The sequence below is a fragment of the Citrobacter sp. Cf125 genome, from assembly GCF_030333935.1.
Taxonomy (GTDB): domain Bacteria; phylum Pseudomonadota; class Gammaproteobacteria; order Enterobacterales; family Enterobacteriaceae; genus Citrobacter; species Citrobacter freundii.
Window position 1 is genome coordinate 1,006,294 of sequence record NZ_JAOWEY010000022.1, and the last position, 12,993, is coordinate 1,019,286.

Below are 12,993 nucleotides of genomic sequence, written 5' to 3' on the forward strand. Positions count from 1 at the left end.
ACAGGGCTAACCCTGTGATCACCAGCGCTCTTTCAGCAGGTTCGGCTGAATACCACCAATAGCGTGGGTATTGCTGAAGGTCTGCTTGATGCCAGCTTCGAATTCTTCGCGGAAATATTTAATGGCGCTCTGCAGCGGTTCCACTGCACCCGGTGCGTGTGCACAGAAGGTTTTACCCGGGCCGAGGAAACGACACAGTTGCTCAAGTGTCTCGATATCCCCAGGCTGGCCTTCGCCACGCTCAAGCGCGCGCAGAATTTTCACACTCCACGGCAGACCATCACGGCACGGCGTACACCAGCCACAGGACTCGCGGGCAAAGAACTCTTCGAGGTTACGCACCAGAGGAACCATGCCAATCTCGTGATCGACAGCCATTGCCAGCGCGGTGCCCAGACGGCTACCTGCTTTACCAATGCTTTCGAATTCCATCGGCAGATCGAGGTGTGCTTCGGTCAGGAAGTCAGTCCCCGCGCCGCCAGGTTGCCAGGCTTTGAACTTCAGGCCATCGCGCATGCCGCCCGCGTAATCTTCGAGGATCTCACGCGCGGTAGTACCGAAAGGCAGTTCCCACAGGCCTGGGTTCTTCACACGACCGGAGAAGCCCATCAGCTTGGTGCCCGCGTCTTTGCTCTTCGAAATGTTCTGGTACCACTCCACGCCGTTCGCGAGGATAGCCGGTACGTTACACAGGGTTTCGACGTTGTTTACGCAGGTCGGCTTACCCCATGCGCCAGAGCTTGCCGGGAACGGCGGCTTGGAGCGTGGGTTAGCACGGCGACCTTCGAGGGAGTTGATCAGCGCGGTTTCTTCACCGCAGATGTAACGCCCTGCCCCAGTGTGGACAAACAGTTCGAAGTCGAAACCGGTGCCCATAATGTTTTTGCCAAGCAGACCGGCTTCGGTCGCTTCGGCGATCGCGCGACGCAGATGCACGGCTGCTTCGATATATTCACCGCGCAGGAAGATATAACCACGGTACGCTTTCAGCGCAAACGCGGAAATCAGCATGCCTTCCACCAGCAGGTGCGGCAGCTGTTCCATCAGCAGACGGTCTTTATAGGTGCCCGGCTCCATTTCATCGGCGTTACACAGCAGGTAACGGATGTTCATGGATTCGTCTTTCGGCATCAGGCTCCACTTCAGACCGGTGGAAAAGCCCGCGCCGCCGCGCCCTTTCAGGCCAGCGTCTTTTACCTGATTAACGATTTCATCCGGTGACAGCCCGGTCAGGGCCTTACGCGCACCTTCGTAGCCGTTCTTGCTACGGTATTCGTCCAGCCAGACCGGCTGTTTGTCATCACGCAGACGCCAGGTCAGCGGATGGGTTTCGGGAGTACGGATAATGTCTTTCATTTATACCGCTCCAGCAGTTCGGGAATGCCTTCCGGGGTCAGATGAGCGTGAGTATCCTCATCGATCATCATGTTTGGCCCTTTGTCGCAGTTCCCCAGGCAACAGGTCGGCAGCAGCGTAAAGCGACCATCAAAAGTCGTCTGCCCCGGCTTGATGTTGAGTTTTTTCTCAAGCGCGGCCTGGATCCCCTGGTAGCCGTTGATATGGCACACCACGCTGTCGCAATAGCGGATCACGTGGCGACCTACCGGCTGGCGGAAGATCTGGCTATAAAACGTAGCAACACCTTCTACGTCGCTTGCCGGAATACCCAGCACATCAGCGATCGCATAGATCGCCCCATCCGGCACCCAGCCACGCTGTTTCTGAACGATTTTCAGCGCTTCAATGGACGCCGCACGCGGGTCTTCGTAGTGGTGCTTCTCGTGCTCAATCGCTTCACGCTCAGCCGCACTCAGCTCAAAAGCCTCGGTTTGTGGTTGTTGATTCTCGTGCATAATTAGCGGTCCACATCTGACATAACAAAATCGATACTACCCAGATGGACGATTAGGTCGGACACCAGGCTGCCACGTACCGCTACCGGGATCTGCTGCAGGTGCGCATAGCTCGGGGTACGGATACGGGTACGGTAACTCATGGTGCTGCCATCGCTGGTCAGGTAGTAACTGTTGATACCCTTGGTCGCTTCTACCATCTGGAAGGACTCGTTTGCCGGCATAACCGGACCCCACGAAACCTGCAGGAAGTGGGTGATAAGGGTTTCGATATGTTGCAGCGTGCGCTCTTTCGGTGGCGGCGTCGTCAGCGGGTGATCCGCTTTGAACGGGCCTTCCGGCATGTTATTGAGGCACTGCTCAAGGATGCGCAGACTCTGGCGCAGCTCTTCAACTTTCAGCATCACGCGGGTATAGCAGTCGGACACACCGCCGCCAACCGGGACCTCAAAGTCAAAGTTTTCATAGCCAGAGTACGGACGCGCTTTACGCACGTCGAAATCAATACCGGTCGCACGCAGCGCAGCACCGGTACAACCCCAGTCCAGCGCTTCTTTCTTACCGTAAGCGGCAACACCCTGCGAACGGCCTTTCAGGATAGTGTTACGCAGCGCGGCTTTCTCGTAAGAATCCAGACGTTTTGGCATCCAGTCGAGGAAATCACGCAGCAGTTTGTCCCAACCGCGCGGCAGATCGTGTGCCACACCGCCGATACGGAACCAGGCCGGGTGCATACGGAAACCGGTGATCGCTTCCACGACGTCGTAGATTTTCTGACGGTCAGTAAAGGCGAAGAATACCGGGGTCATCGCGCCGACGTCCTGAATGAACGTGGAGATGTACAGCAGATGACTGTTGATACGGAACAATTCAGACAGCATGACGCGAATCACGTTGACGCGATCCGGCGTGGTGATGCCTGCCAGTTTCTCAACCGCCAGTACGTAAGGCATTTCGTTAACGCAGCCGCCGAGGTACTCGATACGGTCGGTGTACGGAATGTAGCTGTGCCAGGACTGACGTTCGCCCATCTTTTCAGCGCCACGGTGGTGGTAGCCGATGTCAGGTACGCAGTCGACGATTTCTTCGCCATCAAGCTGCAGCACAATACGGAATGCACCGTGGGAAGACGGGTGGTTAGGACCGAGGTTGAGGAACATGAAGTCCTCATTTTCGGTGCTACGCTTCATGCCCCAATCTTCAGGTTTGAAGGTCAGCGCTTCCATTTCCAGATCCTGTTTGGCTTTAGTCAGCTCAAACGGGTCGAATTCGGTTGCACGCGCCGGGTAGTCTTTACGCAGCGGATGGCCTTCCCAGGTATGCGGCATCAGCAGACGCGTCAGGTGCGGGTGACCTTCGATATCGATGCCAAACATTTCCCAGGTTTCACGCTCATACCAGTTGGCGTTCGGGAACAGTTTGGTGAAAGTCGGTACGCGCAGATCGTTTTCAGACAAAGCCACCTTGAGCATGATATCGCGATTGCGTTCAATGGAGATCAGGTGATAGAAAACGGAAAAATCCGCGGCGGGTAACCCTTCGCGGTGCGTACGCAGACGTTCGTCCATGCCGTGTAAGTCAAACAGCATGACGTAAGGTTTCGGCAGTCTCTTTAAGAAATCGCCAACTTCCAGTAGTTGTTCACGCTTGACCCAAACAACGGGTACCCCGGTGCGAGTCGCCTGAACGGTAAAGGCATCCGGCCCAAAACGGTTGCGCAGTTCGCCAATGACCGGGTCATCAAGGTGATCCCGTGTTTGCCATGCGGCGTCTTGCGCGGTTAAGTCGGTCATATTGTTCACCATTGCAAATGGTCCGTGGTGGTCGGCAGTGCTTCGCGCTATTTATGTAGTGATAAGCGAAGGAAGTGCTGCTGCCGACAGGCGCAAATTAAATCTCGTCTGGTGTACGAAGATTCGTTACAGCAATACGTTCGCCGCGTTTACGCTCGCGTTCTGACTGCATATTGGCGCGATAAACGCCCTGATCGCCAACCACCCAGGAGAGCGGACGGCGTTCTTTGCCAATGGAATCTTGCAGCAGCATCAGAGCCTGCATATACGCTTCTGGGCGCGGCGGACATCCCGGGATGTACACATCGACCGGAATAAATTTATCAACGCCCTGCACCACAGAATAGATGTCGTACATCCCGCCGGAGTTGGCGCATGCGCCCATGGAAATAACCCATTTCGGTTCCAGCATCTGATCGTAGAGGCGCTGAATAACTGGCGCCATTTTGGTAAAGCAGGTTCCGGCTACGACCATCAGATCAGCCTGACGCGGCGATGCACGCAGTACTTCCGCACCAAAACGGGCCACATCGTGCACGGCGGTAAACGAGGTCACCATCTCAACGTAGCAGCAGGAAAGGCCAAAGTTATATGGCCAAATTGAGTTTTTACGGCCCCAGTTAACCATGTCATGCAGTTTGCCCATGAACACGTTTTTGTTAACTTCTTGTTCCAGGGGGTCGGTTACGATCTCCTGTTTTTGCAGGGGGTAACGGTCGTTCTCACCGTTAGGATCTATGCGGGTGAGCGTATAATCCATCTTAATGCCTCGCGGTTAGCGTTGACGATTAGCGATACTGTTCGTTTCCGGGTTCATACGCTCGCGGCGTGAACGCGCGGGCGTCCAGTCCAGCGCGCCAATACGCACCAGATAAACCAGACCTGCCAGTAACACAAAAATAAAAATTGCAGCTTCCACAAAGCCAATCCAACCGCTTTCACGGATAGAAGTTGACCATGCGAACAGATACAGCGCTTCAACGTCGAAGATAACGAAGAACATGGCTACCAGATAAAACTTGGCAGACAGGCGCAGGCGGGCGGTGCCGACCGAGTCGATACCTGATTCAAACGGCACGTTTTTAGATCTCGCGCGTGCGCGACCCCCTAAAAACCAGCCGCCGACGAGCATCAGGCAGCACAGGCCAATGGCAACGATAAGAAAGATAGCGAATGCCCAGTGATGAGCGATGATTTCAGTGGATGTTGACATACTCATTGCTTACTCATCAAAAGTAGCGCCAAATTCTCTGCTCTTTTCGGCAGATGAACGCCACATCGATTCATGGGGAGGAATAAAAAAAACCTTACAATCACTGTGAAAAATCATTTTATACAGCTAATTGATGGGGTTTTTTACTCCTTTCTATAACCTTTTGTCAACTTTAACAAAAGTTTCCTCACATTATTTTACACTACTCCAACTTCATTAACATAAAGTGCTCTTTAGACCCATTTCGATTGCATCATCGGTCATTTTTAATGTTGTTGAATCGTGTCCGTAGTGAAGTAAAAAAGATAATACACGTCTATTTTGACAGGAATTCACCCAGATGCCTCCCCCTAAATGGGAGTATTTTCTTGATCTGTGACACGCTTTTGTTAATTCACCATAAAAAACAGCAACAATTTCTCTAGTTTTTTAACATGGAAACATTTAGCAACGCGGCTGATTATTTTTCACCCTATTGTCAGTCTGTTTTTTTACCTGCTGATTTTGTTAAGTTTTAGTATATGAATGAACAGAAAGCAGTAATATTTGCATAAAAAAAGAGCCGCTGGATGTTTTTTCATCATCAGTGGCTCTTTTTTACACTTACATTTTTAAACGTTTTTTTGTGACGCTTTACTCAAAGTCGCCTTCAACAATCAGCGAGTCATCTCCCCCTTCAGGGGTAAACTGATTGTATTGCCAAGGATTTTGATATGTCTGCATCGACTTAAAGATAGCCTGAGCTAATTCATTTTGCGTGGCCGGATCGCTGCACAACAGATACTCGGTATCAGGCAGAGGTGGCAATCCGTCCGCCGCACCCAGTACGCGTAAATCCGGGCTCATCATTTCCACAGGACGCGCAGTAACGCCAAGCCCTGCTTTTACCGCCGCGCGGACCGCAGGCAATGTTGAAGCGACATAAGCCAGACGCCACGGGATCTGTGCGGCATTCAACGTCGCCAGCACGATATCGCGAAACGGGCTGGGATCGTCCAGCAGAACTAACGGCACCGGTTCGCCTTTTTGCAGGATATATTCGGCTGCGCAATACCAGTGCGTCGGTGAAGTCCGCAAATTCAGGCATTCAAAATCGTCAGGGCGATTCGTGGTGACCACTAAATCCACTTCTTGCGACTTAAGCATCTCCACCATGTAAGCATTGCGTTTCACTCTTACATCAAGCGCAAGTTTCGGATAAACCGAACTAATGCGGTTAAGCAGAAATGGGAGTATGGTATCGGCGGATTCATCAGAAGCACCGATAGTTAACACCCCCTGAAGATTGTTAAACATCAATGATGAGCATGCCTCATCATTAAATCGCAGTATTTTCCTGGCGTAACCCAACAGCTGGATACCATGTTCAGTCAGCAGTTTGTTGCGTCCATGACGCGCGAACAACTCTTTCCCCACAAGTTGCTCAAGGCGCTGCATTTGCTGACTTACCGCAGACTGAGTTCGACATACCGCAGCTGCCGCAGCCGCGAAGGTATTTAGGTCGGCAACAGCAACAAAGGTTCTCAGCAGATCGAGGTCGAGGTTAATTATCGGACGATTTGCATTTATCATAGTTTTTCACTTACTCGCGGGTCATACCGGGTTAATGCTGTGCATTCAGAATCAAACAACTCCATTTGTAATGTGCCTCCCTTCAGTTTCGCTTAGTGTAACCAAGTGAAAATAAGGATGTATTTGGTTTAACAAACGAAACAATTCTCTTTCTGAGCTATTTTAAAACCCGTGATATTCATCGGAATATAGCAACGAGAAAGAGCCGTATTTTTAGCTGCCGGATGATTCTGACTAATGGAAAACATGTAAATTTTGTAAATTTAAAAAATAGTTAACGAACAATAATTTACACATTAAAAACTAACTTTTCAGTATGTTATGAACAACCAACAAACATTTGAATTATCGTAAAACTCGTACTACACACCATTTCATAGGAGTTATCTTAACCTAAAACCACTATATTTATAAGTGTTATTGCGAATAATTCCGGGCGAATTGGTGTTATGTCAGTGCAACGGTTTTCGTATTATTAGTCCACTCAATTTGATGTCGTTTAAATAATAAATAATAATTAATTAAGAATCTCTCAATTCATTAATTATGCTTAACAATGGATTCACACCGCGTCACGTAGGGATCAGACCGATAACAGAATTCGTGGATGAAACCTCAGTATTTTCGAATCGCGCCGTATCGCACAGATATCGGCTGCATTTTGTTTTATAGGGGTAACTTTTTTCGACCAGACAAATCACCATGCCAAAGCCAACAAAGCAAAACATAAACCATAAAAAACACAACAATCCAGATTATTACACTGTAACAATTGCATAATTTAGTTATTAAAAGTTAATTATCGCCCTCCTGCTTTCCAAAATCTTCTACTAAAGACCCTTCAAAACTCACCGTCGTGGGAGTACATTGTGCTGGGCTGACTTCCACGGCAGGGAGTGGCATTCACAGCTAAAAAGGTCAACGTTCATGTCCCCCATTGAAAAATCCAGCAAATTAGAAAACGTCTGTTATGACATTCGCGGCCCGGTTCTGAAGGAAGCAAAGCGCCTGGAAGAAGAAGGCAACAAAGTTCTGAAACTGAACATCGGCAACCCTGCGCCTTTCGGGTTTGAAGCACCAGATGAAATTTTAGTGGATGTGATCCGCAATTTGCCAACAGCGCAAGGATATTGCGATTCCAAAGGCCTTTATTCAGCCCGCAAAGCAATCATGCAGCATTACCAGGCCCGCGGGATGCGCGATGTAACCGTAGAAGATATCTATATCGGTAACGGCGTATCCGAATTGATTGTGCAGGCCATGCAGGCATTGCTGAACAGTGGGGACGAAATGCTGGTTCCTGCACCTGATTATCCACTGTGGACGGCGGCGGTTTCGCTCTCTGGTGGTAATGCCGTGCACTACCTGTGTGATGAATCGTCAGACTGGTTCCCGGACCTGGATGATATCCGCGCCAAAATTACGCCGCGTACGCGTGGGATCGTCATCATCAACCCCAACAACCCAACCGGCGCTGTTTATTCTAAAGAGCTGCTGATGGAGATTGTTGAGATTGCTCGTCAGAACAACCTCATCATCTTTGCAGATGAGATTTACGACAAAATTCTCTACGATGACGCCGAGCACCACTCGATTGCGGCAATGGCCCCGGATCTGCTGACTATTACCTTTAACGGCCTGTCAAAAACCTATCGTGTTGCCGGTTTCCGTCAGGGCTGGATGGTACTGAACGGACCGAAGAAACATGCCAAAGGGTATATCGAAGGCCTTGAGATGCTGGCTTCTATGCGCCTGTGTGCGAATGTCCCGGCACAACATGCCATTCAGACCGCGCTGGGTGGATATCAGAGCATCAGCGAATTCATCATGCCTGGCGGACGTCTGTATGAGCAACGTAACCGCGCCTGGGAACTGCTCAATGATATTCCTGGCGTCTCTTGCGTAAAACCGCGCGGTGCACTGTATATGTTCCCGAAAATTGACGCCAAGCGCTTCAATATTCATGACGACCAGAAAATGGTGCTCGACTTCCTGTTGCAGGAAAAAGTACTGCTGGTCCAGGGGACAGCATTCAACTGGCCGTGGCCGGATCATTTCCGCATCGTTACGCTGCCGCGAATTGATGATATCGAAATGTCGTTGAGTAAATTTGAGCGTTTCCTGTCAGGGTATCGCCAGCTGTAACCACGCAAAGTGCTACCGGGTTTGCATCCGGTAGCACTCTCTGCGCAAAATACCGTTACTGAAGTCACTGAGTAAGGGTCGTTATGAAGCAGAGCCACTTTTTTGCCCACCTCTCCCGTCTGAAACTCATTAACCGCTGGCCGCTGATGCGCAACGTGCGCACCGAAAACGTGTCCGAACACAGTCTGCAGGTTGCCATGGTTGCTCATGCGCTGGCCGCGATCAAAAACCGTAAATTTGGTGGTCAGGTAAATGCTGAGCGTATTGCCCTGCTGGCTATGTACCACGATGCGTCAGAGGTGTTAACCGGCGATCTCCCTACCCCAGTGAAATATTTCAACTCGCAGATTGCTCAGGAATATAAAGCGATAGAGAAAATTGCCCAGCAAAAACTGGTCGATATGGTTCCCGATGAGTTGCGCGATATTTTTGCACCGCTCATTGATGAACATGCCTTAAGTGAAGAAGAAAGATCGATTGTTAAACAGGCCGATGCCCTGTGCGCGTATCTGAAGTGCCTGGAAGAACTCTCCGCCGGTAACAACGAATTTCTGCTGGCGAAAACACGTCTGGAAAAAACGCTGGAGTCACGACGCAGCGAAGAGATGGACTACTTTATGGACGTGTTTGTCCCAAGCTTTCACCTTTCATTAGATGAAATCAGCCAGGATTCACCGCTTTAAACGATTTTGCCGGATGGCGGCTAACGCCTTATCCGGCCTACAGGTAACGTGATATCCGTAGGCCTGATAAGCGCAGCGCCATCAGGCGTTTACTGCGGCGGTCAAAACGGGAACAGCATCGGGATCATCACCACGCACACTGCCATGACAATCACCGTAAACGGTACGCCAATCTTCACGAAGTCGCTAAAGGTGTAGTTACCCGGCCCGAGCACCAGTGTGTTTACCGGGGAAGACACTGGCGTCATAAAGGCTGCGGAAGCCGCCATCGCAATCACCATCGCAAACGGATACGGCGAAACGCCCATCGACTTTGCCGCCGCCAGCGCAATCGGCGCCATCAGTACCGCCGTTGCGGTGTTAGAGATAAATAACCCAATGGTCGCGCACAGCACGAACAGGCAGCCCAGCATCATATACGGGCCGTACCCACCACCAACGTCCATTAGCCCTTTCACCACCAGATCGACGCCGCCCGTTTTCTGTAATGCCAGCGCAAAAGGCATCATCCCGACAATCAAAATAATGCTTGGCCAGTGAATGGCTTTGTAGGCGCTTTCGGCATCGATGCAGCGGAATTTTCCCATCAGCAAACAAGCGATAATCGCGGCAACCGTATTAGGGATTTCATCGGTGAGCATTAACGCGACCATCAGTACCAGACAGAAAATCGCATGCGGCGCCTGGCTGTGCGCCGGAGAAGCTTCACTGACTTCCACAGGCATATTTAGCACCACAAAATCGCGCCCTTTTTGTCCAAGCAGCGTGATCAGCTTCCAGTTGCCCACCACTAAAATGATATCGCCCATCAACAGCGGCTCATCAACCACCGCCCCGGCCAGCGCCGTACCATCGCGCTTCAGCCCAACGACATTCAGCCCGTAACGCGTACGAAAAGCGATTTCCCGTACCGTTTTGCCGATCAATTCCGACTCAGGGATCAGAGAGATTTCGGCCATGCCCACATCAAGCGCCTGCTCGGAGAAGTATTCTCCACGCAGCACCATCGGTTCCAACAGTTGCTCAGCGCAAAATTCACGCAGGTCGACATCGGCCGCAGACATATCAATCAACAATACGTCACGAGCACGAAACTCAGAAACCCCGTTTACGTCAACGATCACGCGACGAAAGCGACGCCAGCGCTCCACGCCAATCACGTTTGCCCCGTAGCGCTCACGCAGTTTCAGGTCGTCCAGACGCTGGCCTATCATAGGAGAACCCGGGCGAATCGCCAGGCGACGCGCGCGCCCGGTCAGGCGATATTCTTTAATCAGATCGCGAAAAGTCCGGCGCTTCCAGCCGTCGCCCGGCTGCCCGGAGTCTTCACCCTTCAGCATAAAACGCATCACCAGCATATAAATTATGCCAAGTACCAACACCACCAATCCCAGTGGGGTTACGCTAAAAAAGCTAAAACCATTAAGTCCTTCACGTAACAGTTCACTGTTGACGACCAGGTTTGGCGGCGTTGCCACCAGCGTCATCATGCCGCTTATCAAGCCGGCAAAACTTAGCGGCATCATCAGGCGTGAAGGAGAAATTTCCATGCGCATGGAAACACTTAAGACAACCGGAATAAAGATGGCGACCACACCGGTCGAACTCATGAATGCACCGAGTCCAGCTACGGTTATCATCAGCAACACCAGCATTTTAACTTCACTGCTACCGGCGACCTTCACCAGCCAGGTGCCCATTACTGTCGCCACACCGGTACGCACGAGACCGTCACCGATAATGAATAAAGCCGCTATCAAAATAACGTTAGGATCGCTGAACCCGGAAAAAGCCTCTGTGATGCTCAATGTTCCACTCAGAACAAAGGCAATAATGACCAGCAAAGCGATCGCGTCCATACGCACTCTGCCAGTTGCAAACAAGACGACGGCAATCGCCAGCAATGAGAGAACCCATATCAATTCACCGTTCACAACATATCCTTGTTAAATGAGAGGGATGGACTGATTCTGCCATAAAAAAGCCCCAACAATCTGGGGCTAAATCATGATCAGGTATTTCTTATAACGACCACATTTCCGTTGGGTTGTTTGGTCACAGAAATATGTTCCAGACTGGTCAGCGAAAAATCAACCTCGTTCAGACGCGGCGTATCCGCTGGCGCGTTGACCGCGATGACATGACACCCAGCAGCTAGTCCTGAAAGCACCCCGGCGGGGGCATCTTCCACCACGGCACATTCCTGCGGTGCCAGGCCCAGAAGCTGAGCGCCTAACAGATACGCGTCTGGCTCTGGTTTCCCTCTTTTTACCCGCTCGGCAGTGACAAACACTTCAGGAGCAGGAAGCCCAGCAACACGATGGCGCGCCCGTGCGACCGGCATAGAGCCGGAGGTCACAATCGCCCATGGAATACCCGCTTTATTGAGATGGTTGAGTAAATCAACAGCCCCAGGCAGCGCAGTGATCCCGGCGGTTTCCGTCGCTTCGATCTGCTCCAGGCGGGTAAACTCCGCGGCGATCTCTGCCTCAGATTTGCCCACCATAAAGTGTCGCAGGGAGGTAATGGCCTGCTTGCCATGAATAAAGCCGAGCACCTCGGCGTGATCGAGGCCAAAACGATCGGCCCAGTTGCACCACGCACGTTCTACTGCGGGTAAGGAATCGACCAGCGTTCCATCCAGATCAAACAGAAAACCTTTGCACTGCACGCTCGCCCCCTCAGGCATTAATGATTTGGTTAATTTCATTCGCGCTCAGGTGATACTGGCGCGGGCAAGAGTGCCAGACGTTCAACATACGCTGATATTTTTCCCACATCGGGGTCTGGGCGTTGAAGCCATGCGTACCCGCATCAAAGTGGGTATAGCGACCTTCCACATTCACCATAAAGCGAACGTATCCGAGGAAACGGGCTTCCGTTGCGGCGTCAAAACCGAGGAAAGTCACGCGGCGCTCATCAATAGCCTGTGCATCCTTAAGATTAGTCCAGGACACATGTAATGCGTGATACATCTCCATAATATCGATAATCGTACGACAGGTTTCTTCCGTCAGTTCACCAAACTCACGATCCAGCTCACGCATCTGCAAGCCGTAACCGCGTTCAATAATCGTCTGCAAACGACGATAACGCTCGGCGTTAGTTGGGTCGAGCATAGTCATCATTTTGTACTGATTCGACAAAATCAGACGTTGAGCGTTGGTCATTTCCATTTGGGACTCCTGTATCACTACTACTGCGATGAAAAAAAAGAAGGCATCTTGTGCCTTCTTTTATATGCGTAATCAGGGGTCAATTACAAATCATCAAGGAAAGTTTTATCCAGTTGTTTGAAGGCGCGCTTAAGCGTGTCAGCCAGCGCCTGGTAATCCGGCTTTCCTTCTACCGGAGAGAGCGCCTGCCCGGCTTCTTGCAATTTACCCCGAACTTCGTAGAACCAGTTGAGTATTGAAGGCGGCAGCGGCGTCACGGAACGTTTACCCAGCCACCACATGCCCTGCATCGGCAGGCTGAGCGCAAACAGCGCGGTCGCCACGGCCGGTCCCAACTGTCCCCCTAGCGCAATTTGCCAGCATAAGGTGAAGACGGCGATAGGCGGCATAAAACGGATTGCGTAACGTGTCATACGGATCACACGGTTCTCTACAAACACGGGCGCGAGGCGCTTTTCCATTGGCCACGTCTTCGCGTAGTGCTGCCCCCGGCGAAACAAGCTAAAAAAATTGACGGAACGATTATCCGGTGTCGACATGGCGGTTACCTCAACTTCA

12 protein-coding genes are annotated in these 12,993 nt (G+C 51.3%); 2 read left to right on the plus strand and 10 right to left on the minus strand.

From position 1 onward, the window contains the following. Positions 1–18: 18 nt before the first annotated feature. The 6 genes from nuoF to lrhA all read right to left on the minus strand — a co-directional run bounded on the left by nuoF (position 19) and on the right by lrhA (position 6,431). Positions 19–1,356: an NADH-quinone oxidoreductase subunit NuoF gene (gene nuoF / locus OGV89_RS09060; RefSeq protein WP_003839356.1), complete on the minus strand. Its 1,338-nt coding sequence runs from the start codon at positions 1,354–1,356 to the stop codon at positions 19–21. Next, positions 1,353–1,853, minus strand: coding sequence for an NADH-quinone oxidoreductase subunit NuoE (nuoE, locus tag OGV89_RS09065; protein ID WP_003028069.1), 501 nt, complete (start codon positions 1,851–1,853; stop codon positions 1,353–1,355). Before nuoE ends, nuoF begins: the two co-directional genes overlap by 4 nt. A 2-nt stretch (positions 1,854–1,855) precedes the next feature. Beyond that, positions 1,856–3,658 carry an NADH-quinone oxidoreductase subunit C/D gene (gene nuoC, locus OGV89_RS09070; protein WP_003028072.1) on the minus strand — a complete coding sequence of 601 codons (1,803 nt, stop codon included), beginning with the start codon at positions 3,656–3,658 and terminating at the stop codon, positions 1,856–1,858. Between the two features lie 85 nt (positions 3,659–3,743). Beyond that, a complete protein-coding gene (nuoB, locus tag OGV89_RS09075; RefSeq protein ID WP_003028075.1) occupies positions 3,744–4,406 on the minus strand; it encodes an NADH-quinone oxidoreductase subunit NuoB in 663 nt (220 codons plus the stop codon). Positions 4,407–4,421: 15 nt separating this feature from the next. Then, entirely contained in the window at positions 4,422–4,865 is a 444-nt protein-coding gene (gene nuoA / locus OGV89_RS09080; RefSeq protein ID WP_003028077.1) for an NADH-quinone oxidoreductase subunit NuoA, read from the minus strand. A 627-nt stretch (positions 4,866–5,492) separates the two neighbouring features. Further along, complete coding sequence (lrhA, locus tag OGV89_RS09085; RefSeq protein ID WP_003028079.1) at positions 5,493–6,431, minus strand: transcriptional regulator LrhA; 939 nt, start codon at positions 6,429–6,431, stop codon at positions 5,493–5,495. Positions 6,432–7,358: 927 nt separating this feature from the next. On the opposite strand from lrhA, the gene alaA reads away from it, so the two are divergent. Together alaA and yfbR are read left to right on the plus strand one after the other, a co-directional pair. Beyond that, on the plus strand, positions 7,359–8,576 hold the full coding sequence (gene alaA, locus OGV89_RS09090) for an alanine transaminase AlaA (protein WP_003028082.1): 1,218 nt from the start codon (positions 7,359–7,361) through the stop codon (positions 8,574–8,576). A gap of 83 nt (positions 8,577–8,659) precedes the next feature. Next, positions 8,660–9,259: a 5'-deoxynucleotidase gene (gene yfbR, locus OGV89_RS09095; protein WP_003028083.1), complete on the plus strand. Its 600-nt coding sequence runs from the start codon at positions 8,660–8,662 to the stop codon at positions 9,257–9,259. Positions 9,260–9,360: 101 nt separating this feature from the next. Here yfbR and OGV89_RS09100 read toward each other — a convergent pair whose 3' ends face one another. The 4 genes from OGV89_RS09100 to yfbV all read right to left on the minus strand — a co-directional run bounded on the left by OGV89_RS09100 (position 9,361) and on the right by yfbV (position 12,974). Next, the gene (locus tag OGV89_RS09100) at positions 9,361–11,193 is read right to left on the minus strand and encodes an SLC13 family permease (protein WP_286558532.1); all 1,833 of its coding nucleotides are present in this window, start codon (positions 11,191–11,193) and stop codon (positions 9,361–9,363) included. A gap of 77 nt (positions 11,194–11,270) precedes the next feature. Beyond that, a complete protein-coding gene (locus tag OGV89_RS09105) occupies positions 11,271–11,948 on the minus strand; it encodes a sugar phosphatase (protein ID WP_085951580.1) in 678 nt (225 codons plus the stop codon). Beyond that, positions 11,941–12,435, minus strand: coding sequence for a YfbU family protein (locus OGV89_RS09110; protein WP_003028086.1), 495 nt, complete (start codon positions 12,433–12,435; stop codon positions 11,941–11,943). The genes OGV89_RS09105 and OGV89_RS09110 overlap by 8 nt, the downstream gene beginning before the upstream one ends. 83 nt (positions 12,436–12,518) lie before the next feature. Continuing rightward, positions 12,519–12,974, minus strand: a complete 456-nt coding sequence (yfbV, locus tag OGV89_RS09115) for a terminus macrodomain insulation protein YfbV (RefSeq protein WP_003028087.1) — start codon at positions 12,972–12,974, stop codon at positions 12,519–12,521. Positions 12,975–12,993: the final 19 nt, after the last annotated feature.